Annotated in this window: 32 protein-coding genes and 1 tRNA gene; 18 read left to right on the top strand and 15 right to left on the bottom strand. The window is 70.6% G+C overall.

Translation table 11 applies throughout. From position 1 onward, the window contains the following. Positions 1 to 88 precede the first annotated feature (88 nt). The 3 genes from H4F70_RS07530 to H4F70_RS07540 all read left to right on the top strand — a co-directional run bounded on the left by H4F70_RS07530 (position 89) and on the right by H4F70_RS07540 (position 2,897). Positions 89 to 1,087 (top strand): SGNH/GDSL hydrolase family protein, encoded by a 999-nt coding sequence (locus tag H4F70_RS07530; RefSeq protein ID WP_182359703.1) that lies wholly within the window; start codon positions 89 to 91, stop codon positions 1,085 to 1,087. 110 nt (positions 1,088 to 1,197) lie between these two features. Then, complete coding sequence (locus H4F70_RS07535) at positions 1,198 to 1,863, top strand: HEAT repeat domain-containing protein (RefSeq protein ID WP_182359704.1); 666 nt, start codon at positions 1,198 to 1,200, stop codon at positions 1,861 to 1,863. Continuing rightward, complete coding sequence (locus H4F70_RS07540) at positions 1,863 to 2,897, top strand: HEAT repeat domain-containing protein (protein ID WP_182359705.1); 1,035 nt, start codon at positions 1,863 to 1,865, stop codon at positions 2,895 to 2,897. Before H4F70_RS07535 ends, H4F70_RS07540 begins: the two co-directional genes overlap by 1 nt. A gap of 21 nt (positions 2,898 to 2,918) precedes the next feature. Here H4F70_RS07540 and H4F70_RS07545 read toward each other — a convergent pair whose 3' ends face one another. Continuing rightward, on the bottom strand, positions 2,919 to 3,371 hold the full coding sequence (locus H4F70_RS07545) for a hypothetical protein (protein WP_182345723.1): 453 nt from the start codon (positions 3,369 to 3,371) through the stop codon (positions 2,919 to 2,921). A 200-nt stretch (positions 3,372 to 3,571) separates the two neighbouring features. On the opposite strand from H4F70_RS07545, the gene H4F70_RS07550 reads away from it, so the two are divergent. The 11 genes from H4F70_RS07550 (at position 3,572) to H4F70_RS07600 (ending at position 9,940) form a co-directional block, all read left to right on the top strand. Continuing rightward, positions 3,572 to 4,720 carry a tyrosine-type recombinase/integrase gene (locus H4F70_RS07550; protein ID WP_182359706.1) on the top strand — a complete coding sequence of 383 codons (1,149 nt, stop codon included), beginning with the start codon at positions 3,572 to 3,574 and terminating at the stop codon, positions 4,718 to 4,720. 286 nt (positions 4,721 to 5,006) lie between these two features. Continuing rightward, a complete protein-coding gene (locus H4F70_RS07555) occupies positions 5,007 to 5,225 on the top strand; it encodes a helix-turn-helix domain-containing protein (protein ID WP_182359707.1) in 219 nt (72 codons plus the stop codon). Positions 5,226 to 5,318: 93 nt separating this feature from the next. Further along, positions 5,319 to 5,621 (top strand): hypothetical protein, encoded by a 303-nt coding sequence (locus tag H4F70_RS07560; RefSeq protein WP_182359708.1) that lies wholly within the window; start codon positions 5,319 to 5,321, stop codon positions 5,619 to 5,621. Then, positions 5,618 to 6,889: a hypothetical protein gene (locus tag H4F70_RS07565; RefSeq protein WP_235681394.1), complete on the top strand. Its 1,272-nt coding sequence runs from the start codon at positions 5,618 to 5,620 to the stop codon at positions 6,887 to 6,889. Before H4F70_RS07560 ends, H4F70_RS07565 begins: the two co-directional genes overlap by 4 nt. Before the next feature lie 110 nt (positions 6,890 to 6,999). After that, positions 7,000 to 7,272 carry a hypothetical protein gene (locus H4F70_RS07570; protein ID WP_182359709.1) on the top strand — a complete coding sequence of 91 codons (273 nt, stop codon included), beginning with the start codon at positions 7,000 to 7,002 and terminating at the stop codon, positions 7,270 to 7,272. Beyond that, entirely contained in the window at positions 7,269 to 7,508 is a 240-nt protein-coding gene (locus tag H4F70_RS07575; RefSeq protein ID WP_182359710.1) for a hypothetical protein, read from the top strand. The genes H4F70_RS07570 and H4F70_RS07575 overlap by 4 nt, the downstream gene beginning before the upstream one ends. Positions 7,509 to 7,655: 147 nt before the next feature. Beyond that, positions 7,656 to 7,988, top strand: coding sequence for a hypothetical protein (locus H4F70_RS07580; RefSeq protein WP_182359711.1), 333 nt, complete (start codon positions 7,656 to 7,658; stop codon positions 7,986 to 7,988). 3 nt (positions 7,989 to 7,991) lie between these two features. Then, a complete protein-coding gene (locus H4F70_RS07585) occupies positions 7,992 to 8,183 on the top strand; it encodes a hypothetical protein (protein ID WP_182359712.1) in 192 nt (63 codons plus the stop codon). Then, positions 8,183 to 8,914 (top strand): hypothetical protein, encoded by a 732-nt coding sequence (locus H4F70_RS07590; protein WP_182359713.1) that lies wholly within the window; start codon positions 8,183 to 8,185, stop codon positions 8,912 to 8,914. The genes H4F70_RS07585 and H4F70_RS07590 overlap by 1 nt, the downstream gene beginning before the upstream one ends. A gap of 76 nt (positions 8,915 to 8,990) precedes the next feature. Further along, positions 8,991 to 9,482: an HNH endonuclease gene (locus H4F70_RS07595; RefSeq protein WP_182359714.1), complete on the top strand. Its 492-nt coding sequence runs from the start codon at positions 8,991 to 8,993 to the stop codon at positions 9,480 to 9,482. Positions 9,483 to 9,721: 239 nt separating this feature from the next. Beyond that, positions 9,722 to 9,940, top strand: a complete 219-nt coding sequence (locus H4F70_RS07600; protein WP_182359715.1) for a hypothetical protein — start codon at positions 9,722 to 9,724, stop codon at positions 9,938 to 9,940. Positions 9,941 to 10,453: 513 nt separating this feature from the next. Here the strand turns inward: H4F70_RS07600 and H4F70_RS07605 are convergent. The 6 genes from H4F70_RS07605 to H4F70_RS07630 form a co-directional block, all read right to left on the bottom strand. Next, a complete protein-coding gene (locus tag H4F70_RS07605) occupies positions 10,454 to 10,885 on the bottom strand; it encodes an HNH endonuclease (protein WP_182359716.1) in 432 nt (143 codons plus the stop codon). Beyond that, complete coding sequence (locus H4F70_RS07610) at positions 10,882 to 11,193, bottom strand: hypothetical protein (RefSeq protein ID WP_182359717.1); 312 nt, start codon at positions 11,191 to 11,193, stop codon at positions 10,882 to 10,884. The genes H4F70_RS07605 and H4F70_RS07610 overlap by 4 nt, the downstream gene beginning before the upstream one ends. Beyond that, positions 11,190 to 11,639, bottom strand: coding sequence for a hypothetical protein (locus H4F70_RS07615; protein ID WP_182359718.1), 450 nt, complete (start codon positions 11,637 to 11,639; stop codon positions 11,190 to 11,192). Before H4F70_RS07615 ends, H4F70_RS07610 begins: the two co-directional genes overlap by 4 nt. Next, entirely contained in the window at positions 11,636 to 11,887 is a 252-nt protein-coding gene (locus H4F70_RS07620; protein ID WP_182359719.1) for a hypothetical protein, read from the bottom strand. The genes H4F70_RS07615 and H4F70_RS07620 overlap by 4 nt, the downstream gene beginning before the upstream one ends. After that, on the bottom strand, positions 11,884 to 12,048 hold the full coding sequence (locus tag H4F70_RS07625; RefSeq protein WP_182359720.1) for a hypothetical protein: 165 nt from the start codon (positions 12,046 to 12,048) through the stop codon (positions 11,884 to 11,886). The genes H4F70_RS07620 and H4F70_RS07625 overlap by 4 nt, the downstream gene beginning before the upstream one ends. Positions 12,049 to 12,197: 149 nt before the next feature. Next, positions 12,198 to 12,270: transfer RNA gene (locus H4F70_RS07630), tRNA-Arg, on the bottom strand. Positions 12,271 to 12,527: 257 nt separating this feature from the next. Here H4F70_RS07630 and H4F70_RS07635 point away from each other — a divergent pair. From H4F70_RS07635 to H4F70_RS07645, 3 genes are all read left to right on the top strand, one after another. Continuing rightward, a complete protein-coding gene (locus tag H4F70_RS07635) occupies positions 12,528 to 13,079 on the top strand; it encodes a hypothetical protein (RefSeq protein ID WP_182345721.1) in 552 nt (183 codons plus the stop codon). 4 nt (positions 13,080 to 13,083) lie between these two features. Then, positions 13,084 to 14,094 carry an NAD(P)H-dependent glycerol-3-phosphate dehydrogenase gene (locus tag H4F70_RS07640; RefSeq protein ID WP_182359721.1) on the top strand — a complete coding sequence of 337 codons (1,011 nt, stop codon included), beginning with the start codon at positions 13,084 to 13,086 and terminating at the stop codon, positions 14,092 to 14,094. A gap of 101 nt (positions 14,095 to 14,195) precedes the next feature. Continuing rightward, positions 14,196 to 14,609, top strand: a complete 414-nt coding sequence (locus tag H4F70_RS07645) for a plastocyanin/azurin family copper-binding protein (RefSeq protein ID WP_235681395.1) — start codon at positions 14,196 to 14,198, stop codon at positions 14,607 to 14,609. Positions 14,610 to 14,647: 38 nt separating this feature from the next. Here the strand turns inward: H4F70_RS07645 and H4F70_RS07650 are convergent, their stop codons facing one another. The 4 genes from H4F70_RS07650 to H4F70_RS07665 are packed head-to-tail and all read right to left on the bottom strand — an operon-like array spanning position 14,648 to position 17,182. Then, a complete protein-coding gene (locus tag H4F70_RS07650; protein WP_182345715.1) occupies positions 14,648 to 15,445 on the bottom strand; it encodes a glycoside hydrolase family 25 protein in 798 nt (265 codons plus the stop codon). 26 nt (positions 15,446 to 15,471) lie between these two features. After that, positions 15,472 to 15,810 carry a VanZ family protein gene (locus tag H4F70_RS07655; protein ID WP_182345713.1) on the bottom strand — a complete coding sequence of 113 codons (339 nt, stop codon included), beginning with the start codon at positions 15,808 to 15,810 and terminating at the stop codon, positions 15,472 to 15,474. 29 nt (positions 15,811 to 15,839) lie between these two features. Further along, on the bottom strand, positions 15,840 to 16,376 hold the full coding sequence (locus H4F70_RS07660; protein ID WP_276520650.1) for a dihydrofolate reductase: 537 nt from the start codon (positions 16,374 to 16,376) through the stop codon (positions 15,840 to 15,842). A gap of 11 nt (positions 16,377 to 16,387) precedes the next feature. After that, positions 16,388 to 17,182, bottom strand: a complete 795-nt coding sequence (locus H4F70_RS07665; protein WP_372497551.1) for a thymidylate synthase — start codon at positions 17,180 to 17,182, stop codon at positions 16,388 to 16,390. Positions 17,183 to 17,303: 121 nt separating this feature from the next. Between H4F70_RS07665 and H4F70_RS07670 the strand changes: the two genes are divergently transcribed. After that, positions 17,304 to 18,203, top strand: a complete 900-nt coding sequence (locus tag H4F70_RS07670) for a DNA-formamidopyrimidine glycosylase family protein (protein WP_182359725.1) — start codon at positions 17,304 to 17,306, stop codon at positions 18,201 to 18,203. A 54-nt stretch (positions 18,204 to 18,257) separates the two neighbouring features. On the opposite strand, the gene pgi is transcribed toward H4F70_RS07670, so the two are convergent. The 4 genes from pgi to H4F70_RS07690 form a co-directional block, all read right to left on the bottom strand. Next, the gene (gene pgi, locus H4F70_RS07675; protein ID WP_182359726.1) at positions 18,258 to 19,943 is read right to left on the bottom strand and encodes a glucose-6-phosphate isomerase; all 1,686 of its coding nucleotides are present in this window, start codon (positions 19,941 to 19,943) and stop codon (positions 18,258 to 18,260) included. 122 nt (positions 19,944 to 20,065) lie between these two features. Continuing rightward, positions 20,066 to 20,761, bottom strand: a complete 696-nt coding sequence (locus tag H4F70_RS07680; RefSeq protein ID WP_182359727.1) for an Rv0361 family membrane protein — start codon at positions 20,759 to 20,761, stop codon at positions 20,066 to 20,068. Between the two features lie 168 nt (positions 20,762 to 20,929). Then, positions 20,930 to 21,481 (bottom strand): Rv0361 family membrane protein, encoded by a 552-nt coding sequence (locus H4F70_RS07685; protein WP_182359728.1) that lies wholly within the window; start codon positions 21,479 to 21,481, stop codon positions 20,930 to 20,932. Between the two features lie 145 nt (positions 21,482 to 21,626). Beyond that, a complete protein-coding gene (locus H4F70_RS07690) occupies positions 21,627 to 22,091 on the bottom strand; it encodes an Rv0361 family membrane protein (protein WP_182359729.1) in 465 nt (154 codons plus the stop codon). Between the last annotated feature and the right edge of the window lie 40 nt (positions 22,092 to 22,131).

Genomic DNA, 22,131 nt, shown 5'->3' on the forward strand with positions numbered 1-22,131 from the left:
GGCGACACGGCGGCACGAACACGGCTCGGCACCGCACACTGCGCACGGTGCAGGCACACAGGTTCGGCGTGCCGCGATCACGGTGGTGGTGGGGGCCCTCGTTGCCGCCGGGACGTTCCTGACCGCGGGCCCGGCGTCGGCAGCACCCGAGACCACCTACTACGTGTCGCTGGGGGATTCGCTGTCCACCGGTTACCAGCCGGACAGCGATACCGACGAGCCCATCGCCTACAGCGACCGGATCTTCGCGGCGCTCAGTGCCGACGAGCCGGGCCTCGAGCTCAAAAAGTTCGGCTGCGACGGCGAGACGTCGGTATCCATGGTGGAGGGCGGTCACTGCAGCCAGTACCAGCAGCAATCGCAGTTGGACGCGGCGGCTGAGTTCATCGAGGCGCATCCCGGCCAGATCGCCTACGTCACCAACGACATCGGCGCCAACGACATCTTCCCGTGTGTCTCGGGCGGGGCAGGGGGCGGCGGCTCGCTCTCTCCGTCGTCGGGCTCGGCGGGCTCAGGCTCGGCGGGGGCGTCGGTGCTGCCGATGGCGGGGTGCGTCGCGGAGAAGCTCGGCGTCATCCGGACCAACCTGGCCCGGATCGACGCCCGTATCCGCAATGCGGGCGGCGACGGCCCGGTGTACGTGGGAATGACCTACTACAACCCGATGCTCGCCGCGTGGCTGCAGGGCGGGATGCAACGGGCGCTCGCGGCGGCGACGGTCTCCGCGGACAACCTGCTCTCCGCGGTGATCACCAGCACCAACGCTCGGTACGGGTGGAAGACGGCCGACGTGACCGCCGCATTCGACACCAATGATTTCACCGGTGACATCGCGTTGCCCGGCGCCGGGACCGTGCCGACGAACGTCGCGCGGATCTGCACGTGGACGTGGATGTGCAGTCTCGGCGACATCCACGCGAACCCGGCCGGGCACCAGGTCATCGCGGACACCTTCCTGCCGCTGCTCACCGGTGAGAACGGTGCGGACGGCTCGCTCGGCTCCGCGGGCTCTGTCGCCGACGGACCCAGCGGGTCGTCGGGTTCGCTGGGATCGGTGCGGGCGCTCACCGGCATGGGCGGCTCGTGATCGTCGCTCGGCCCGCCGGTCGCTGACCCCGGGTGCGTGGCATTCGTGCCGCAGGCTTGACCCTTACACGGTGTCAGCCCCTTCGATGGGAGTCGAAGGAGGCACTCGCCATGACACAACGGAGAACGATCGACACCCGCCGCGCCGCGGATGCGCTGGCACACCCGGACCCGTCCGTCCGGCTGCGGGCCGCCATGGCGGCGGGCTCGCGGCCGGACGCATCCCTTGCGCAGAACCTGGTGGACCGCTGCGCGGTGGAACCCGACTTCTACGTCCGCGACATGCTCACCTGGGCGCTGACCCGTCTGCCGACGGAGGTGACGGTGCCGCTGCTGCTGGACGCGCTCGGGTCGGCCGCGCCGCAGCCGCGAAGCCAGGCGCTGCACACGTTGTCGAAGATCGGCGATATCACGGCATGGCCGGCGGTCGCCGAGCATCTCGGCGCGGAGGACGACGAGGTGGCGCGCGCGTCGTGGCGCGCCTCCGTGTCGCTCGTGCCGATCGGCGCGGAGGCCGACCTCGCCGCACGGCTGGCAGGGGAGCTGGGCAGGGGCGGCCGGGAGGTGCAGCGTTCGCTCAGCCGCGCGCTCGCGGCACTCGGAGAGCACGGCGCGGCCGCCGCGGAGTCCGCGGGACGGTCCGGCGACGCGGACGTGCGCGGGCACGTCCGCGATACGCTGGCGCTCATGGCGGATCCCGACGCGGCGGCCGATGCGCAGGTGGATGCGGCACGGCGCGTGCGCGCGCTCGGACAGCGGGCGGTGCAGGGCGACTGATGCTGATCGGTGAGCTGGCGCGGCGGTCGGGAGTCAGTGTGCGCATGCTGCGCCACTACGACTCGCTCGGTCTCGTCAGCCCCAGCGGGAGGACGGCCGCCGGCTACCGCGAGTACGCCTCCGCCGACCTCCGCCGGCTCGTGCACGTCGAAAGCCTCCGGTCGCTGGGCATGCCGCTCGCGGCAGTCAAGCGGGCCCTGGACGACGACGGGTTCTCGCCCGCCGGCCTGCTCGACGAGCTCCGGGAGTCGACCCGCCGGCGGATCGCGGCGGACACCGAGCTGCTGGACCGGCTCGACGAACTGCGGTCGGCCGAGCCCACGGGCTGGCAGGACGCGGTGCGGATCGTCATGTTGCTCACGGCGGTGCGGTCGGGCTCCGGCGCGCGCAGGCAGCAGGCGGTGCTGGCGCACGGCGACGGTGTCGCCGCCGTTCCGGGGGCCGCGCTGGCCGAGGCGCTGCTCGCCGAGGAGGACGCCAACGTGGCCGGGGCGTTGCGCTGGGCGCTGGCGAAGAGTCCCGCCGGAGCAATCGACGTGCTGGAGACGGGGTCGGTTGCGTCGGACCCGGCCGTGCGACGACGGGCGGTCTCCGCGTTGGCGGAGCTGGGCGGCCCCGACGCGATCGCGGTATTGCAGGGGGTGCTCGACGATGGCGACGCGGACGTGCGTGAGCGTGCCGCCGTCGCGGTGGGTGCCGCCGGGGGCGCCGTCGCGGCACCGGCCCTCGTGCGGATGGTGATCGACGGGCGGCGGGACGTGGAGGCCTCCGAGACGCTGGCGGGCCTGGTACGCGCAGGCACGGTCACCGCCGACGAGGTCGTCGCAGCGCTGACGAGCGCCGCCGAGGCCGGCGGCGAAGCGGGGGGACCCGGCCCGGTCGACGAGCTCGTGCGGGTGGCGCAGGCGATGGCCGAGCTGGGCGGGCGGGCGTCGCGGCGGGCCCTCGAGAGGCTGACGCACCACCCGGATCGTTTCGTGTCGCAGACCGCCGAAGTCAACCTTCGGCGGGCCCCGGACGACGGCGCGAGCTGAGCGGCGGCGGGATCCGCAGAGTCATTCCGCCACGGTGATCATGGTGAGCACCATGAGGACGATCGTCGCCACCGCGAGGGCGCCGTGCCCCACGACCAGGACGAACGGCAGATTGCGGCGCCGCGGCCGGTGCGGCCGGCGATGATGGCGGCCGCGTGGTGCGGGCGGAGTGCTGCGGTAGCCGGGGATCCAGCGCACGAACATCGTGATGCCGATGGCCGCCGTCATCGCGATCATGCCGAGGCCAGCCCAGGCGAAAGCGTTGCGGCCCCACAAGGCGAAGACACCCCACACGAGCAGTCCTGCGGCGGCGACGGAGAGGTGGCTGAGGACGAGGCTCGGCGGAAGCCGCCGGTGCCTGCCGCCGCGCGTGCGGGCCGTGCGCACGGACGGCGTCGTCAGCCAGGCGCCGAGCAGGGCGAGCCCGCTGAGCGCGGTCACCGCCCACGCCCAGAGCACGATCACAGCGAGCATGGGAGCGGCTCCGGGGTCGGCGGATACTGTGTGCCCCCGGCAGGATTCGAACCTGCGGTGACGCCACCTGTAGTTGTACTGTCCACCAGCGCGGATGATGCTCGATCGCTGGTAGCAGCAGAATCTACACGTAGACATAAACGGACACAAGGCCGCGTAGGATGTCACCAGTTCAGCACGCATTCTGCACGGGGAGCATCATGGCCAAGCGCACGAGGCGATCTTTCGGTGGTCTGCGCAAGCTGCCCAGCGGCCGCTGGCAGGCCAACTACACCGGACCGGACGGGCGGCTGCACAAGGCACCGCGTACGTACCCGTCAAAAGACGAGGCGATCGGATGGCTCAACCATGAGCGCCGCCTGATCGATCTCGACGCGTGGACGCCGCCCGCCCAGCGCGCCGCCGAGAATCGGCCGGCACCGCGCCTCACGCTCGCCGCCTACGGCACGCAGTGGATCGCTCAGCGGAAGCTCAAGGAGACGACGCGTGAGCTCTACAGCGGCATGTTCACCCGGTACGTCGAGCACGACGAGATCGCCACGGTGCCGCTGACCGAACTCACGCCCGAACGCATCCGGGTCTGGTACTCCGAGCTGGTGGCCCAGCCGGGGCCGAACAAGCGCGCCACGGGCAAGACTCGCAACGCCCGCGTGTATGCGCTGCTGAAGACGATTCTGGGCACGGCCGTGGACGACGGCATTATCGACGCGAACCCGTGCCGGATCCCGCGGGCCGGCCGCGCCGAGCGCAGCTCTGAGATTCGGTTGCTCACCACCGATGAGCTGGCCGCGCTCACCGCTGAGATGCCGGACCACCTACAGGTGCTCGTCACGGTCGGGGCGTGGTGCGGGATGCGTCGGGGCGAACTACTCGAGCTGCGCCGCGGCGACATCGAGCCGGACGCGTCCGTGATCCGTATCCGGCGGGCCGTGACATTCGTCGGTGGCGACGAGGTGGTGGGAAAGCCTAAGTCGTCGGCAGGCATCCGGGACGTCGTGACGCCGCCGCATATCCGTCCTGCCATCCTCGATCACCTCGACGCGCACGTGGGCAAGGGCGCGCGGGCGCTGGTGTTCACGCACAAGGGCGGCCGCGTGGACGAGTGGACGCTCAGGTTCTACTTCAAGCGCGCCGCCGAGCGCATCGGACGCGCGGACGTACGGCTACACGACCTGCGCCACCTTGGTGCGGTCATGGCCGCACAGGCGGGCGCGACCACGAAGGAACTCATGGCACGGCTTGGACACACGACCCCTGCAATGAGCATGAAGTACCAGCACGTGGCGCAAGGCCGCGACGCGCAGATCGCGGAACGGCTGAGCAAGCTCGCGGGTGGCGACACGCCGTAGCGTCGCAGGATGTGACGTAAATAACATCCCCACGGATTCTGGTTAACCGTGATGAACGGTGATGAACGGTGATGAACCGTGGTTAATCCCGCGCAACGGACTTCCTGCTGCACGGGCCGCGCAAGGACCACGGTGTCAAACGCGGACGTGCGTAGACGGATACCTTTATCTCAGTGCCACGGAAGCACAGGAGAACCGAACGGTTCACCGCACATAGAACGGGGCCGGACCCCCACTCGCCAAAGTTCAGGTCCGGCCCCACCACCGACACCTAAGAGGGGCATCGATGTCCGAATCCTCGCGCGCCGCCGCGCCCACGTCAAATACCACGGCCGTTGCCGCCGAGTACGTCTCGATCGCCACCGCCGCCGAGCTCACCGACTGCTCGATCCGCACCATGCGTCGCCTCATCGCCTCTGGCGAGCTCCGCGCCCGCCGAGTCGGGCCGCGGATGCTCCGCATCTCGCGCGCCGAGCTCGACCGCGTTTTCGCGCCCGCGTCCTGATCCCCCGCGCGGCATAGACCGCGCATCCCCCGCTGGACAACGAGGAAACCCCGGGCGGATAAGGCCCGGGGTTTCGGAAGAGGTTCGCACCCTGTGTCAGACCATACCACCCAACTCGCCCGCCGCCGCGCCGCGGCCCGGCGACTTCCCCCGCTCCCGTGTGGACGCCGTGACCCACTGATCCCCGACCGGTACGCCGACGTCGACCTGATCGACCCCTCCGGTCTCTGGCAGGCCCCGCCGCACGGCCGGTACGACCCGCCGCCGCAGCCGCCGAGCGCGCTCGATCATCTGCGCACCGCGCACGCGCTCGCCCTGGACGACGACGAACGGAAGTGCATCGCCGCCGCCGGCCGGTCGATTCAGAATCACCGGCGGAAGGGGGCGGGGGCATGACGACGATCGACCGCAGCGACGAAATGCAGGACCTGTTCAACCCCGACGGAACCGACCGCGAACCCGAGGACGACGACGACTTTTGGACCGTCCGCCCCGTCCTTGCCCACATCCGCACATCGGCCCGCGCCCGGCGCGTCGCACCGTGGGGACTGCTCGGAGTCTCACTGCTCCGGGTGCTCGCCACCGTGGAACCGTCCGTACATCTACCGGCCATCGTCGGCGGCACCGCCTCGCTCAACCTGTTCATCGGCCTCGTCGGCCGCAGCGGTGGCGGCAAAGGCGCCACCGAGGCCGCCGCACTCGACGCACTCGACATCACCGGGCCGATCATGGACGCGCCGAGCCTGCCCGTCGGCTCAGGGGAAGGCATCGGCCGCACCTACCGGCCGCACGGCACAGAGTCGGACGCACCGAACCCCGTGAGGTCCGCGATCTTCACCGCCGGGGAGGTGGACACGCTCGCCGCACTCGGCAGCCGCACCGGCTCAACGCTCATGGGGCAGCTCCGCCACATGTACATGGGCGAGACCCTCGGATTCAGCAACGCCGGTCAATCGACACGGATCACGGTCGCCAGGCACACCTACCGCGCCGGCCTCATCGTCGGTATCCAGCCGCTCAAAGCGGCGGTATTGCTCGACGACGCCGACGGCGGCACCCCGCAGCGGTTCGTCTGGCTCCCGGTCACCGATCCGCGAGCGCCGAGCACACGGCCGGACGCGCCACCACCCATGACGATCACGGTGCCACGCGCCGCCGCCACGCCGATGCCCGTAGCCGAGACGGCCCGCGCCGCCATCGATGCGCACCGTCTCGCCACGCTCAGGGGCGAGGACGTGGACCCGCTCGACGGACACAAGCTGCTGTGCCAACTCAAGGTTGCGGCGGCGCTCGCATTGCTCGACGAACGCGATGCCGTCGGCGAAGCCGATTGGTCGCTCGCCGCGGTCGTCATGGGCGTGTCCGCCATGACGCGGGAGGCGTGCCGGCGGGCCGTGGACGAACGCAGGCGGCGTGCCAACCGGGCGCGGGCGCACGACGATGCCGAACGGGCCGAGATCGTCGCCGAGAAGGAGGACGAACGTCTCGACCGTCGCGCCCGTGAAGGCATCATCCGGCACCTGGATCGGCACCCCGATTCGACGCGGGCACCGATCCGCAGATCGCTCAAGTTTGAGCTGCGAACCCGGTTCGATTCAGCGCTCGACGACCTCATTGCACAGGAGGTGGTCACCTCGATCGGCGACACCTTCCGATTGGCGTAGGGGGTGTACCCGTACACCCCCTGTACACCCCCATATCCGCAGGTCAAATGGGGTGGACCGAAGTACACCGGTACACCCCGCCCCAGCCGTACACCTATCCAGGAGATGACATGACGGACACCGCCACCGCTCGTGAGTACCCGACCGTCTATGCCGATCGAAGCGACGACGGATCGCAGCTCGTATTCCACTGCGAGCACTGCTACCGCGACCACACCCACGGCCGTCACAACCCCTACTCCGGGTGCGCCTACTCACCCCGCGGCGGCGGCGTGTGCACGTGCCCCACCGGTACCGGCGACGGGCATCGGGCCGCACATTGCCACGACCGCAGCGGCCCTTACCGGAACGGCTACATCGTCAAGGAGCGGCCGACCACATGACCGCCACCGATCCGCCCCGCACCCGCAACCCCCGCCGCCGACCCGGCGGAGAACTCGACCTGCTCGAGCAGATCCTCGACGGCCGGCCGAACCTCCCCGACGCCTTATGCATCGGCAAGCACGACCTCTACGACCGGGCCCGCGCCGGAGACGCCGACGCGCTCAGGGTGGCGGGCTGGCTATGCCGCCGATGCCCACATCGGGCCGAGTGCCCGGACCAGACCACGACCCCGTAGGAGAACCATGCAGGACCACATCGCCATCGCCCGCCGCACCCGTAAGCGCCCGCCGCGGCGATGCCGGCAGACCGGGTGCCCACACCTCACACGCCACCGCCAGCAGCTCTGCCCCGACCACCGCCACGGCGCGACCGGGCGAACGTCATGAAGCCCGTCACCCGCCACGCCGACCTCATCCTCGTAAGCGGGGAGGGACTGCGCACCCTCGACCGCATGATCGTCCAGACACGACTCACCGCCCGCCGCAACGGTGTTCCCCTCCCGGCCGCAGTGGCCGAGCTCGCGGTGCAGGTCACTGCCGCACTCGACGCCGCGCGGACATTGCGCGGACACGCCGAGGATGCGGACGGCAACACTTGGATTACCACCAGCGAATACGCCCGGCGCACAGGATGTTCCGAACGATCCGCCCGCCGCCACGCGCAGCGATGCGGACGCAGGGCGGGCAGCCGGTGGCAGATCCCGATCAAGGAGTAGGACATGGCCAAGACCGAACAGACCGACACGCAGCCCGTCGACCGCCGCACCGCGGCGCTTGAGTACGTCGCGGCCCTCGACGGCGACGCACTCCGCGACTTCCTCATCGAAGCACTCACCGGCACGGACCCTGCCGAGGGTGACCCCGAGAAGCTCGCAGACCGTATCCCGCGCGGCGGATTCCGGAGCCTGTGATGGCCACCAGCGCACACCGGGCTGGCCAGGCCCGCGACATCCTCGCCGCCGCAGTGGACCTCGGATACGACGCAAAGAGCCTCAAACCGGCAACGGACGTGCTCGACCGCGCCGAGGTCGTGTCGGCGACGGCCGGGAGCTTCGTCGCCGAGGATCAGGCCGCCGAGATCATCGCGCAGATCGTCGCCGGCAAGCTCTCACCCGGCGCGGGTGCCGCGCAGCTCGCAGACGCCCCCCGGCCCGACGAGCAGGCCGAGCGCGTGCGCGCCGGTCTCGACGCGGCGGTGGCCGAGCTGGAGACCCAGGGCATCGTCCGGCTCTCCGGGGCGGTGGGCGACGGGATCGCCCGATGGCTGGACGCCCAGGTTCGCACCGCCGCCGAGGAGGTCGTCGGGCACGCCGGGGCCATCGCCGGGATGGACGCGGCAAAGGCGATCAAGTCGCAGGGCACCAGGGCCGCATACGCCGCGGTCGCCGATGCCTACGACGTGGTGCAGGCGTGCTGGTCGCTGGCCAGGGACATGCGGGTCGCCGGAGTCGCCGGCAGCGGACAGCGGGGCGCCGTGGCGGAGCAGTTCCAGTTCGCCCACCCGGAGCGTCTGCGCCCCGGCGCACCGGGTGCGGATCGCGTCGGCCAGTTCGCCGCCGACGTGGCATCCGGCGCGCAGCCCGCGGTGAACCGCGTACCCGCCCCACTGCCCGACGGCGGCCGCGTGTCGCTGCCCGCCTAGACCGGGCTGGCTGTGCAGCCCCCGCGCCCCCGGTGATCTCGGCACCGGGGGCGCACCCCTTACCGGAAGGATCACCATGCCAGCAGCCCCACGCCGCGACGCCAACGGTGCGCAGTGGCGCAAGGCCCGCGCCCGCCTGAAGCGCACCGCCATGCGGAACGGGGACCCGTGTCATATCTGCGGAAACCTCATCGACTTCGACGCCCACCCTTCGACGCCGTGGTCGTTCAGCGCCGATCACATCGTCGCCACCGCCAGCACCGGCCGGGCAGACAACAGTGCGTCCAACCTCGCCCCGGCCCACCGCTGGTGCAATGGCTGGCGACAGCACCGGCCGCTCGAGCAGGCCCGCGCCGACGTCGGACGCGCACTTGCGGTCAAGCGGGCCGCCGACGAGTACGACGCCCACCGGCCCACCGGCGGCACCACCGCCACCGGCGACTACGCCGCGCCCGCCACCGCGTGCCGAACCTGTGACCGCGGGGAGACGCTGCCGATCAGCCGCGATTGGCTGGGCGACGCCACCGGGTGTGCCCGCGGGATGCTGCACCGCCCGGCCGAGGTATAACCGCAGGTCACGCAAGGGGTGGGGGGTGCCTCCGAACGGCTACACAGGGGCGCGGGCTCCGCCATAGCGCCGTCTCTCTCCCCACGCGATTTCAAACCGGACCCCGCCGCCGCATCACCCCCATGCGGCACCCCGGCGCGCCGAGCGTGGGCTGGGGGTTGCGATCCGGGAGGGGCAGGCGCGGGGGGGAGGTTGCGGGGATGGGAGGAGACCGGAGATCAAACGCATCGTCGATGCACTTGATCTCGCCTAACGAGCTGGTGCCGCGTAACGAGCTGGCAGGAAGAGGTCCAGACGGCATCTACTCCCTCACCGACAACGTCACCCCCGACGCCTTCGAGGCCGCGATCACCGAGGCGCGCGACGAGGGCAACCTGTCGCGGGGGCCGGCCTCATCCTCGACCACGCCCCGGCTCTCGCCCGCACGGGCCGCACGACTCGCTGTGACCTACTCGTAGGGGTGCCTGTCGGCTACCACCCCGCCCGCACGGGCCGCACCCTTCCCCACCAGCACCCCACCACCGCGCCCCCAGCGGATCGACACACCTTAGAGGGAGGGCAGCGGAGGGAGGGCAGGGCGTCCCCCGTCCGCGTGCGGACAGGGGACACCCGACAACGCACCTCGTCGGTCGGTTGCGTCGGTCGGTTGGTGTGTCCACGGCACCGGGTATTACTCGGCTGGCCGTCAGGACCGGGATGTTCACGCGGGTACTACGGCCACCACAGCCGTCCCCGTCCGGGTCTGCCTTCACCGGGTGCCCCTACGTGATCGGAGATTGGTGCTCTGGCCCCTCTGACGGGCGACGGCCACGCTGGTAAGGCGTGCCACCCGTGGGAGAGCTACGGGCGCAGAGCGTCGTGCTGGTGCGCGGCGGACGGTGACCGGAACGGGCCGTGCCGTGCGTGTGGGGGCTGTATGCCCACCGGCTCCGCTCAGGCCGCGTGCGTGGCGATGAGCGGGCCGGAATGGCCTACAGGCGGGAGTGTCGGCGGGTGCGCCGTTGGCGACGCAGTGACCGGCGGGCGTACTTCCGAATGTCGGTGCAGTTGCAGCGGGAGACGTCCGGGCATCGGTCGATGCGGGACACGTCCCCGTACTGCCGGCACTGGTAGCAGTACCCCCACCCCTCGACGGGCCGGTCCGGGTCGCAGTCGGCGCAGGAGGCGCCCACCGGCGGGCGGGTCGTGTGGTCGTCGGCGGTGGTGCTGGTGCCCCGTGTGAGGTTGCAGCGGGCGCACAGCGGCCGCAGGTTGGCCGTCGTGTCGTCGCCGCCCTGTGACCACGGCACGACGTGATCTAGGTGCAGCTCGCCGCGCGCACCGCAGAGCGCGCACGCCGCGCCGTCGCGGGCGTAGACGAGCCACCGGACGTGTCGGGGGAGGGTGCGGCGTGTGCGCGTCACGCGCCCGCCCCCTCGTGCCGTGCCAGCCATTCCCGGTGGTATTCGTCGTCCATCAGCAGCACGTCCTGCAGCTCGCCCGGCTTGCACCAGCCGGTGATGCCGCGCCGTAGTCCCGGTAGGTGCTGTTCGACCGCCACCGCGCCCGCCGGCCTGCCGTACGCGCCTACGGGATCGAAGTAGACGACGGTCCGCGCGCCGCACTGCCACCGGATCGTGGCGGCACCGCCGCGCTCGAGGGTGGTGGTGTGCACCAGGTCCCGGCGCTCAGTGGCGAGGCGTTCTACCGTCTGCCAGATGTCGAAGTTCACGACATCACCTCCGGGGTCTCGAATGCCGCCACCAGGACACGCCGTACGTCGTCGCCGTCGGTAGCGCCCTGCCACTTCCCGGCCTGCCAGGAATGCCCTACGGGCATGTTCCGGTGGTAGCGGCGGTTGACGATGAACACCTGGCCGTTCGGCAGCCACACCTGCACGGCCGCGCCCTTGTGATCCGCCGATGTCCACTCTGTGTCCTCTGGCAGCTCGCCCACCGCGACCATCGCTCTCACCAGCGCCACGGGCGGTGCGGGCGGGCCGGATGGGGCAGGCGCATCGGCGCGCCGGGAGTATCCGCAGTCGCACCTGTAGAGCACCGTCGACAGTCCGGGCGGCACGTGCACCGACGACCACCCGACGCCGGTAGGGGACGGTTCATGGCATTGCTTGCACACGTAGCCGGTGGGGCCGGTATCGGGGCGGATCGTGGGAATCATGCGGGTACCTCCGGGATCAGCGTTGCCACGTCCACACCCCGCTCTATGGCCGTGACGATCAGGTCCTCGACCAGCACCGCGCGGGCGTCCGGGATGATCCCCAGCTCGACGGCGCGGGCGTAGTAGGCGGCATAGACGCGCGGCGGGCCGTAGCGGGCGAACTGAGGCAGCAGCTCGCGCACGTCGGCGGCGGTGGGCGTGGTGGCCAGCACCGCGGGCGGCGCGGTTGGCAGCGGGTAGGTGCTCACGCGGACCACCCCCACGCGATCGCGGTGGCGACGATGCCGACGCACAGAAGGTAGGTGCCCACCAGGACGACGGCGAGGACGGCGAGCAGACGCGCCCATGCAAGGGCGGGGGAGACGCGCTGACGATGGCGCGCATGGGTAGTATCCGGGGAACGGTTCATCGGACTCACTTCCGGTAGCCGAGGCCCTGGAAGGTGTGGGAAGCACCGACCGGGGCCGTTCTTATGGCATCACCGGGAGGAATCTGCACGGTTTCTGCACCGGGCAGGCGATGAGGGGCTGAAACTAGCGTTTACCTGCGTAAACTCTGTGCCCCCGGCAGGATTCGAACCTGCGACACCCGCTTTAGGAGAGCGGTGCTCTATCCCCTGAGCTACGAGGGCATGGGACGCGGCCGGACGGAGTCGCGGTCACCGGGCTCCGGCCGTGATCGCGGTTGTGCGTCGCGTCGCCGTGCATGTGTTGTTGTGCGCGCCCGGGCCGGGCGCGTGTTCGTGCGTGTGTGAGTGTAGCGGCTCGCGGGTTCGCCTCACGCCGCGGCAGGAGTGCCGGTTTGTTCAATGTGGTGGACACCACTTCCGGGCGGTGAAAGACTCTGCTCGTGTCGACGAGGAAGAGGGGCGGAGTGCGGAGCAGTGTCATGACCAGGACCGGGGTTCTCGTGAGCGCCGTGCTCGTCGCCGGTGCTGTCCTCGCGGGGTGCTCGGATACGCCCGCCCCGCCCAGCGACGCCCAATTGGAGGCGATCACGCTGCCCAGTCCCGAGCTCCCTCCGAACTCGGACAGCGACTCCGGCCCGTGCGCACTGCTGACGGGCGACGAGATCACCCAGAAGACGGGCGTGGCCATCGTACGGACCAGCCAGGTGGCGGGCGGCTGCGTCTGGCAGGGGGATGCGGGCGGAACGCTGCCCGTGGTGGACCTCGAAGTGAAGAACGACGGCGACGGGGACATCATGCGCGTCTACGGCGAGGTGGAGCGGACCGCGCAACAGAGCGGCGAGGTGCAGGACATCGACGGTCTCGGCGAGCGGGCGTTCACCACCTCGGTGTCGGCTCCCACAGTGTGGTGGGTGCAGAACGGCAGCGTCTACGGGTTGTCGATGATGCTTCCGCCGGGGCAGGGGACCCACAGCGGCCCCACCGCCGCCTTGGACCTGGCACGGTTGGCGTCGAGCAGGATCGAGGGGTGATCGCATGTCCCGTCCGGTGCGGGTAGTGGTGTTGGGGTCCGGGTCGTGGGGGACGACCGTGGCGAGCCTGGCCGCGCACAACACGCGGACCACGCTCTGGTGCCGGCGTCCCGAGGTCGCCAAGGAGATCAACGGTGATCGCCGCAATCGGCAGTACCTGGGGGAGCGGCCGCTGCCGGACTCCCTCGACGCGACCGACGACATCGAGTTCGCCGCGTCTTCGGCCGACGTGCTCGTCGTGGGGGTGCCGTCGTCGGCGGTCCGAGCCACGCTCACCGAGGTGGCGCCGACCCTGCGCGCCTGGGTGCCCGTGCTCTCGCTGGTGAAGGGGCTCGAGGCCGGCAGCCGCATGCGTCCCACCCAGGTGGTGGGCGAGTGCCTGCGGGGACACCCTGTCGGTCTGCTGGCGGGCCCCAACATCGCGAGCGAGATCATCGACGGAATGGCCGCGGCGGCGGTCATCGCCACCCAGGACGAACACGTCGCCACCGCGCTGCAGCCGCTGTTCGCCGCGCCGCGTTTCCGCGTCTACCGCAATACGGATGTGCTCGGCTGCGAGCTCGGCGGGGTCCTCAAGAACATCGTCGCCATCGCTGCCGGGATGGCGGAGGGACTCAAGGTCGGCGACAACACCCGGGCGATGGTGCTGGCGCGGGGGCTGGCGGAGATGATGCGGCTCGGCGAGGCGATGGGCGCCGACCCGCGCACGTTCATGGGGCTCACAGGCATGGGCGATCTCATCGCGACATGCATGAGTCCGGCGTCGCGCAACCGCCGCATCGGCGAGGCGCTGGCGCGGGGACTGTCCGCGGCCGAGGCGGCGAAGGAGCTCGGCCAGGTGGCGGAAGGGGTGAAGACGGCGCCGATCGTGATGCAGCTTGCCGAGGAGTACGGGATAGACATGCCCATCGCCGCCGAGGTCGAAGCCGTCGTCGCCGGCCGCCACACGCCGGAACAGGCCTACGCGGGACTCGGGACCGTTCCGCCGGGCACCGACGAACACGAGAGCACCTAGAGCGCGGCTGAGCGGCCAGGGAGCGGCGCGGGGCAGAGGGGAGCGCCTGCACGTCCGGGTGCGGCGCCGGTGCACAATCGTCCCGTTGCACAATGGGGTGCGTGTACACCGAGACTCGTCCCGACCGTCCCCACGCCCGCCCGCGCACCGTCGCCGCGCTGCTGTGCGCGGTGCTCGCCTTCATCGCGCTCGCGGCCTGCTCGAGCGGTGGCGGTGCGACCGCATCGCTCGACGACGTGCCGCCGGGGACCGTCATCATCACCGGCATGCAGTTCACGCCTGCCGAGATCACCGTGCAGGTGGGGGACACCGTCACCTGGCAGTTCCGCGACAACGGCGTGCCCCACGACGTGACCAGCACGGACGACTCCGGTGCCGTCTCCGCGGATCCGGTTCTGGACAGCGGGCAGAAGAAGCGCGGCGAGTACACCCACACCTTCACCGAGCCCGGCCGCTACACCTACATGTGCACGCTGCACCCGGGCATGACCGGGGTGGTCACCGTGACGCCGTGACGGGTCTGTGCGCCGCCACGTGGCCGCCCCCGTGAGACCTAGGAACCCGCTCGGTTTCCGAGGATGCCGGCCACTCCGGCGGACGCCGCGGAGCCGAGGGACCCCAGCGAGCCGAGCGCGTCGCTGTTGGACAGCCGCGAGAACGGGCCGGCCGCGCCGCTGTAGTGGTTCACGTCCACATTGCCGCTGATCCCCGGGACGCTGCCGGCATCGGAGTACTGCCAGAAAGCCCAGTCCTGCCAGCCGCCCGGCAGCGGCAGGGTGGGGCCGTCGCCGCCGTTGTAGTCGGCGATCCACAGCGGATACTCGGAGAACTCCGTCGTGTTGGCCATGTGGGTCCGCCAGAACCATGCGCCGGTGTAGATCATCGGCTGGCGCCCGGTCAGCGCCTGGACGGTGTCCAGGTACGCGTGCAGCCAGCCGATGATGTGCTGTGCGGACTGGCCGCGCGCGTCCTCCAGGTCGATCACCGGCGGGAGGTCGAGCGGGCCGTTCTGTCCCAGGACGACGGTCGAATAGAAGGCCGCCTGCGCCACCGGGTCGGCCGTGACGTCCGCATAGTGGTAGGTGCCGCGCGCCAGGCCGGCGGCGCGGATGCCCAGGGAATCCTGCACGAAGAACGGGTTGACGTAGTACAGGCCCTCGGTGGCCTTGACCATGGCGAACTGCTGTCCGCTGCCACGCACCGAAAACCAGTTGATGCCCTGTCCTCCGGGATGCTGCCAGGACGAGACGTCCACGCCCTGCTCCGCTGCGGCGGTTCCGGGGGCGAGTGCCAGCAGCATCGCCGCGGCGGACAGCGGTACCAGTGAGCGACGCACCAGTTTCTTCAGCATGACGATGATCGTAGGTAACGAATCGGTCACTTGCCAAGGAAAGTGCGAAATCGGCGGACGAGGAACACGAGCGCGATCCCGCACGCGACCCCCACGGCGTCGGCGAGGAGATCGCGCAGATCACCGTTGCGGTGGATGGGCAGGACGTTTTGCAGCACCTCCGACACGGCCGCGTAGGCGAGAAGTGATGCGGCGGCGGTCCGCCATCCGGCGCCCGCGATGATCGCCGCGACCGCCAGTGCGGCGAACAGCCCCGCGTGTACGACTTTGTCCGAGTTCGGCGGGCCGCTGGGGACGGTCGAACCGGGGGAGAACAGCATCACGAGGCTGACGGGGATGAGCACCGCCAGCGGCAGAAACCGCATGCGACCGACGGGCACGGGCGGCGGCCGCCTCATCCGGCGTCGGCGCGGCCGGAGTCGGCCCCCACGGCAGAGGAGCCGGGCGCGTGCCGCCGCAGCGTCCGGAACCGGTAGCGCAGGCCGGACCGTGCGGACACCTGCCACTCTGCGGGTGCGACGTCGACCCACTGCGCGTCGAGTGCGGGGGCGAGGGTGTCGCCGTCGACGTCGACGTCGATATCCGTCACCGCGCAGAGATCCGCATGCGGAAGCAGCGCGGAATAGATCTGCGCGCCGCCCGTCACCCAGACCTCGCGCGCAGCGGCGGAACGTGCCTCTTCCAGCGCCTCCATGGTCGAGTGCACGGCCGTGGCGCCGTCGGCCCGCCAGCCGTGGTCGCGGGTGACCACGATGTTGCGGCGGCCCGGCAGGGGACGGAACCGCGGCGGAAGCGAATCCCACGTGGCGCGCCCCATGATCACAGGGTGCTCGGCGGTGACCGCTTTGAAGTGGGCCAGGTCCTCGGGAAGGTGCCACGGCATGGCCCCGCCCGCGCCGATCACGCCTCCGCGGGCCTGGGCCCAGATCATCCCCAGCACGGTCAGACCGCCACGGGGGCGGAAATCCGCGGATGGTGGCGGTAGTCGACCAGCTCGACGTCCTCGTAGGTGTACTCGGAGATCGAGGGGCGCTGCGTCAGACGCAGGGTGGGGAAGGGGTACGCCTCGCGCGCCAGCTGTGTGTGCACCTGCTCCACGTGATTGTCGTAGATGTGGCAGTCGCCGCCGGTCCAGATGAACTCGCCGGGCTCCAGGCCCGCCTGCTGCGCCACCATGTGGGTCAGCAGCGCATAGCTGGCGATGTTGAAGGGGACGCCCAGGAACAGGTCTGCGCTCCGCTGGTACAGCTGGCAGGAGAGTCGGCCGTCGGCGGCATAGAACTGGAAGAACGCGTGGCACGGGGGCAGGGCCATCTGCGGGATCTCCCCGACGTTCCACGCGGAGACGAGCATGCGGCGCGAATCGGGGTCGGACCTGAGCGTCTCGATGACCTGGGCGATCTGATCCACGTGCTCCCCGGACGGGGTGGGCCAGGAACGCCACTGCACGCCGTAGATGGGGCCCAGCGAGCCGTCGGGGCGGGCCCACTCGTCCCAGATGCGCACCCCGTGGTCCTGCAGGTACTGCACGTTGGAATCGCCGCGCAGGAACCACAGCAGTTCGTAGACGATGGACTTGAGATGCACGCGCTTGGTGGTGACCAGCGGGAAGCCGGCCTGCAGATCGAAACGCATCTGATGGCCGAACACCGAACGCGTGCCGGTGCCGGTGCGGTCGGACTTGGGGGTGCCGTGCTCGAGGACATGCCGCAGCAGGTCCTCGTAGGCCGTCGTGATCGCCACGCCGACGAGTCTAACCGTGCCCGGCCAGGCGCCGGCGCGGCCGCGTGCCCGTGCGCCGACGCGCTGTTCCGTCGCATCTGCTGCGCGGCGGCGGCCGCACAGGCACACTCGTGGCATGCCCGAACTTCCCGAGATCGAGGCGCTGGCGCATTTTCTGCGCGAGCACGCTGTGGGACGCAAGGTGGAGAGGGTCGACGTCGCCGCCCTCAGCGTGGTCAAGACGTTCGAGCCGCCGATCTCTGCGCTGCAGGGGCGCGTGATCGACCGGGCGGGGCGTGCGGGCAAGTACCTGATGCTCGACTGCGAAGGTCTGTTCCTGGTCCTGCACTTCGCCCGCGCCGGGTGGCTGCGGTGGTCCGATGAGCTGTCGCCTCGGCCCGTGCGGCCGGGGCGCGGCCCGTTGGCGCTGCGCGTGCACCTGGGCGCCGGGGCGGCGGACGGTGGCGCAGCGGATGGCGGTGCTGACGGGACAGCAGGTTTCGACGTCACCGAGGCCGGCACCCGAAAGTCGCTGGCGGCCTGGGTGGTGGCCGATCCGCTGGATGTCCCCGGGGTGGCCCGGATCGGCCCCGATGCCGCCGCCGTCGGACACGAGGAGCTGGCGGAGATCATCGCCGACGCAGAGGGCCGGCAGGTGCGCACCGTCCTCACCGACCAGCGGGCGCTGGCGGGGGTCGGCGGCGCCTACGCGGACGAGATCCTGCACCGTGCGCGGCTGTCGCCGTTCGCCCCCGCGGAGGGGCTGAGCACGCAGCAGGTGGCGGCGCTGCACGCGGCGATCGGAGACGTGCTGGGCGCAGCGCTGCGCGAGTGCGTCGACGCCGACGCCGCGCGCGTGAAATCGCACAAGCGCGCCGGGCTCGCGGTGCACGGCCGCGCCGGCGAGCAGTGCCCGGTGTGCGGGGATGTGATCCGCCAAGTGGTTTTCGAGGAACGTTCGCTCCAGTACTGTCCCGCCTGCCAGACCGGCGGCAGGGTCCTCGCCGACCGGCGGCTGTCGCGGTTGCTCAAGTAGGACTCGCGCAGACCGTCGCCCGGGCCGGTGCGTGCGGGCAGGGATGCTCTCCGCTCACCGTCCGCGTCCGGCGCGGTAACGCCGGACGAGCTCCGTGGTGGACGAATCGCCGAGGTCGGAAGGAGACTCGGATCCGGTCAGCGCCGGCATCAACTCGATCGCCTGCTGCTTGCCCAGCTCGACGCCCCACTGGTCGAACGAGTCGATCCCCCAGATGACGCCTTCGACGAACACCGTGTGCTCGTACAGCGCGATGAGCTGGCCGAGCACCGACGGCGTGAGACGCGGGGCGAGGATCGTCGTGGACGGCCTGTTTCCGGGCATCACCTTGTGCGGGACCAGGGCCTCGTCCGTGCCCTCCGCCCGGATCTCGTCGGCGGTCCTGCCGAACGCGAGCACCTTGGACTGGGCGAAAAGGTTCGACATGAGCAGGTCGTGCATCATCTCGGTGCCGTCGGCGGTCGGCAAGTCGTCATTGGGTTCGACGAACCCGATGAAGTCCACGGGGATGAGCCGCGTGCCCTGGTGCAGAAGCTGGTAGAACGCGTGCTGGCCGTTGGTGCCGGGTTCGCCCCAGTAGATCTCGCCGGTGGACGAGTGCACCGGCGTGCCGTCGGAGCGCACCGACTTGCCGTTGGACTCCATCGTGAGCTGCTGCAAATACGCCGGGAACCGCTTCAGATCATTGGAGTAGGGCAGGACGGCCCTGGACTCGCTGCCGAAGAAGTTGGTGTACCAGACACCCAGCAGCGCGGCGATCACCGGAGCATTGCGGTGCAGCGGGGCCGTCGCGAAGTGCTCGTCGACGGCGTGGAAGCCGGCGAGGAACCGGTGGAAGCCGTCCACGCCGATCGCGAGCATGAGCGACAGGCCCACAGCGGAATCCACCGAATAGCGTCCGCCCACCCAATCCCAGAAGCCGAACATGTTGGCCGGGTCGATGCCGAACCCGCGGACACGGCCCTCGTGGGTGGACACCGCGGCGAAGTGCTTCGACACCGCGGCCGCGGCTTCGTCTGTCAGGTGCTCGCCGGAGTCGATCCCCAGCCCGTCCAAGAGCCATCGCCGCGCCGCCGTCGCGTTGGTGAGGGTCTCGATCGTCGAGAACGTCTTGGAGACGACGATGACCAGAGTGGTCTCCGGGTCGAGTCCGTCCAAGCGGGCGACGGCGTCGGCCGGGTCGGCGTTGGAGATGAAGCGGATGTCGACGGTGTCCGCGTGGCTCCGCAGAGCACGGTAGGTCATGACGGGGCCGAGGTCCGAGCCGCCGATCCCGATGTTGACCACTGTCGCGATGCGCTTGCCGGTATGGCCGCGCCACGCGCCCGAGCGGACGTCGTCGGCGAAGCGGCCCATCGACCGCAGCACACCGTGCACCTCTGGCACGACGTCGACGCCGTCGACGACCAGCGAGGAGCCCTCGGGCAGCCGCAGCGCGGTGTGCAGTACGGAGCGGTCCTCGCTGGTATTGATGCGGTCGCCGCGCAGCATGGCGTCCCGGTGCTGTGCCACGCCACGTTCCTCGGCGAGGGCCACCAGCAGATCGAGCGTCTCGTCGTCCACCCGGTGCTTGCTGTAGTCGACGTGCAGGTCGGCCGCGTCCACCGTCAACCGTGCGCCACGCTCAGGATCATCCGCGAAGAGCGTGCGGATCGATACGTCGTGGATGTCCTCGTAATGGCTGCGCAGCGCCGCCCAGGCCGGTGTCTCGTCGGTGACGTGCGGTTGTCCGTTGGTCATGGGGCGACTGCCACTCCTTAGCCGGGTCCGGTGCTGCATCCGTGCCCACCCTAGCCGGGGCGTGGCGTGTCGCACCCTTGAAATCCCAGCGGCCGCGGACCCTTGTCCGCGGCCGCTGCGACTCAGTTGCCTTGTCCGGCGGGCGCTTGGTCGGCCGGCGCCTGCGGGGCGGGCGCTTGGTCGGCCGGCGCCTGCGGGGCGGGCGCCTGGTCGGCGGGGGCCTGCTGCGCGGGCGCCTGCTCGGGCGGCGCGAGCGACGGGCAGACCTTCCAGGCGTCGCCCTCCTTCTTGTACCCGAGGGTCAGGGTCTGCTGGTCGGGCTTGCCGTCCGCGGTCTTGGCCGACGCCGTGACCTCCGCGGTCGCCGTGGAGCCGTCGATGCTCACGCCGCCGACCCGCTCCACGGTGATCGGGTTGGTGCTGCCCTGGCCGTCCTTCAGGCCGTCCAACTGTTTCGCGTCGTCCTGGCAGATCGCGCCCCGGAGGTCATCGACCTTCTGGGAGTTGAATGCATTGACGTATTCCTTGGTGGCGGCTTCGATGTCCGCGTCGCCCGAGGAGTTGAACGGCGCGGTCCCGGTTCCGTAAAGCACCGCGAAGACCACGGCCACCACGACCGCGACCGCTGCGACACCGCCGCCGACGAAGAGTCCGGTGCGCTTGCGGGGGGTGTCCGCCGGCGTCCCGTCGGCATCGGGCCCGCCGTCCATCTCTGAGCCCTGTGCTGAATCGAAACCCCACTCCGGAGACTCGGAGCTCGGGGTGCGGCGGGGATCGTCGTCGGGTGTGGGGGACTGGGGGTCGTCGGGGGTGCTCATCTGCTGGCAGCTCCTCAAGGTCGTGATGGTCGGAGTAGGTGGTCGTATCGGTCGATGTGCGATCGGCCGGCATGCGATGCGCCGGACGGTCGTTCGGTAGGGGACTGCTGGCTTTTCGTCGGGTAGTGCATGTGCCGCCGGGCCATGGGCCTCAGCGGAGATGATCGGTCATCGGGGCGCTTGCGCGGTGCCCGCGGATTGGCAGACCTTCCAGGTGCCGGCCTCGTCCTTGTATCCCAGCGAGAAATCCTGGGTCTGCGTGTTCTGTCCTGTTCCCACGGATGCCGTCATCGTCGCCGTGGCGGTGGCGCCGGTGACGACCACGTCGTGCACCGAGTCGATGCGGACCGGCTCGGCCACCGGAGGCTTGTCCTGCGTGTCTGCGAACTTGGCCTGGTCTCCGGCGCACACGGAGTCGCGCATGCGCTGGACGTTCTGCGAGTTCATCGCGTCCACCCACGTCTGAGTTGCCTGCGTGATGGCGGCGTTCGGCGTCTGCCCCGGGTCGTCGAACGGTGCTGTTCCGGTCTCATAGAGCGCGCCGAACACGGCGGCGACGACGATACCGACACCGGCGAACGCCCCGCCGAGAATCAACGCCACCCGGCGCCCATCGGCCTTCGTCGGCCGGGAGGGAGACCGCACCTCGTCGGTCGCGGGGGCGCCGGAGCCGACGGGCCGCCCGATGGGGCGGTCCGTTCCGCTGTCGGGCTCTGTCATGCGGTCTCCTCGTCGATAGCGCAACCGGAAACGTGGGTCCGGAGTGCGGCGCGTCCGGCGTCAGGACTCTACCTGTACACGCCGGTAGGGTGAAGGAGTCGCAGCTCAGGGGATATTTCTTTGGTGATGAGGCCGTGTCGGACCGTCACGGGACCTGGCACAGCCGCCAGCCGTCGATGTTCCGGAAGTGGACCGTCTCCGTGTCGTCGTCGGCGCCCTCGCGGCGCACGGTCACCGACGCCGTGGCGGCGTCGCCGTCGACGGAGATGTCGCTGATCGCGACGGGCGTGACGGGGCTGTCCAACGGTTCCCGGTCGGCGATCCGGCCGAACGCCTCGGCCATGTCCGGGCAGATCGTCGTTCTGAACGCCGCAGCATCGCCGCTGTTGAGCGCGTCGAAGTAACTGTGGGTGACCTCGGTGATGGCGGACTGCTGCTGCGCGTCGGCGGGGTGCGGGCCGTCGTCGTCGAAAGGCGGCGCCCCGGTGGCGGCGAGGATCGCGAAGACGATCCCGATCACGACGGCGACGGCGACGAGCGCCGCGAGCGGCCACAGCCACGCGGGGCGCCCCCGGCCGACGGTGCTGTCTCCGGTGCGGGATCCGGGCATACTCGGCGTTCCTTTCCTCGGTGCGGCCGCGGCCGTGCCG

It is taken from the genome of Tomitella gaofuii, assembly GCF_014126825.1.
In the GTDB taxonomy this organism is placed as follows: domain Bacteria; phylum Actinomycetota; class Actinomycetes; order Mycobacteriales; family Mycobacteriaceae; genus Tomitella; species Tomitella gaofuii.

Excerpts from the sequence above, each read along its gene's own strand:
- H4F70_RS07535 (WP_182359704.1), top strand. The coding sequence starts at position 1,198 with ATGACACAACGGAGAACGATCGACACCCGCCGCGCCGCGGATGCGCTG.
- H4F70_RS07540 (WP_182359705.1), top strand. The coding sequence starts at position 1,863 with ATGCTGATCGGTGAGCTGGCGCGGCGGTCGGGAGTCAGTGTGCGCATG.
- H4F70_RS07545 (WP_182345723.1), bottom strand. The coding sequence starts at position 3,371 with ATGCTCGCTGTGATCGTGCTCTGGGCGTGGGCGGTGACCGCGCTCAGC.
- H4F70_RS07550 (WP_182359706.1), top strand. The coding sequence starts at position 3,572 with ATGGCCAAGCGCACGAGGCGATCTTTCGGTGGTCTGCGCAAGCTGCCC.
- H4F70_RS07555 (WP_182359707.1), top strand. The coding sequence starts at position 5,007 with ATGTCCGAATCCTCGCGCGCCGCCGCGCCCACGTCAAATACCACGGCC.
- H4F70_RS07565 (WP_235681394.1), top strand. The coding sequence starts at position 5,618 with ATGACGACGATCGACCGCAGCGACGAAATGCAGGACCTGTTCAACCCC.
- H4F70_RS07570 (WP_182359709.1), top strand. The coding sequence starts at position 7,000 with ATGACGGACACCGCCACCGCTCGTGAGTACCCGACCGTCTATGCCGAT.
- H4F70_RS07575 (WP_182359710.1), top strand. The coding sequence starts at position 7,269 with ATGACCGCCACCGATCCGCCCCGCACCCGCAACCCCCGCCGCCGACCC.
- H4F70_RS07580 (WP_182359711.1), top strand. The coding sequence starts at position 7,656 with ATGAAGCCCGTCACCCGCCACGCCGACCTCATCCTCGTAAGCGGGGAG.
- H4F70_RS07585 (WP_182359712.1), top strand. The coding sequence starts at position 7,992 with ATGGCCAAGACCGAACAGACCGACACGCAGCCCGTCGACCGCCGCACC.
- H4F70_RS07590 (WP_182359713.1), top strand. The coding sequence starts at position 8,183 with ATGGCCACCAGCGCACACCGGGCTGGCCAGGCCCGCGACATCCTCGCC.
- H4F70_RS07595 (WP_182359714.1), top strand. The coding sequence starts at position 8,991 with ATGCCAGCAGCCCCACGCCGCGACGCCAACGGTGCGCAGTGGCGCAAG.
- H4F70_RS07615 (WP_182359718.1), bottom strand. The coding sequence starts at position 11,639 with ATGATTCCCACGATCCGCCCCGATACCGGCCCCACCGGCTACGTGTGC.
- H4F70_RS07625 (WP_182359720.1), bottom strand. The coding sequence starts at position 12,048 with ATGAACCGTTCCCCGGATACTACCCATGCGCGCCATCGTCAGCGCGTC.
- H4F70_RS07635 (WP_182345721.1), top strand. The coding sequence starts at position 12,528 with ATGACCAGGACCGGGGTTCTCGTGAGCGCCGTGCTCGTCGCCGGTGCT.
- H4F70_RS07640 (WP_182359721.1), top strand. The coding sequence starts at position 13,084 with ATGTCCCGTCCGGTGCGGGTAGTGGTGTTGGGGTCCGGGTCGTGGGGG.
- H4F70_RS07650 (WP_182345715.1), bottom strand. The coding sequence starts at position 15,445 with ATGCTGAAGAAACTGGTGCGTCGCTCACTGGTACCGCTGTCCGCCGCG.
- H4F70_RS07655 (WP_182345713.1), bottom strand. The coding sequence starts at position 15,810 with ATGCGGTTTCTGCCGCTGGCGGTGCTCATCCCCGTCAGCCTCGTGATG.
- H4F70_RS07660 (WP_276520650.1), bottom strand. The coding sequence starts at position 16,376 with ATGATCTGGGCCCAGGCCCGCGGAGGCGTGATCGGCGCGGGCGGGGCC.
- H4F70_RS07670 (WP_182359725.1), top strand. The coding sequence starts at position 17,304 with ATGCCCGAACTTCCCGAGATCGAGGCGCTGGCGCATTTTCTGCGCGAG.
- pgi (WP_182359726.1), bottom strand. The coding sequence starts at position 19,943 with ATGACCAACGGACAACCGCACGTCACCGACGAGACACCGGCCTGGGCG.
- H4F70_RS07680 (WP_182359727.1), bottom strand. The coding sequence starts at position 20,761 with ATGAGCACCCCCGACGACCCCCAGTCCCCCACACCCGACGACGATCCC.
- H4F70_RS07685 (WP_182359728.1), bottom strand. The coding sequence starts at position 21,481 with ATGACAGAGCCCGACAGCGGAACGGACCGCCCCATCGGGCGGCCCGTC.
- H4F70_RS07690 (WP_182359729.1), bottom strand. The coding sequence starts at position 22,091 with ATGCCCGGATCCCGCACCGGAGACAGCACCGTCGGCCGGGGGCGCCCC.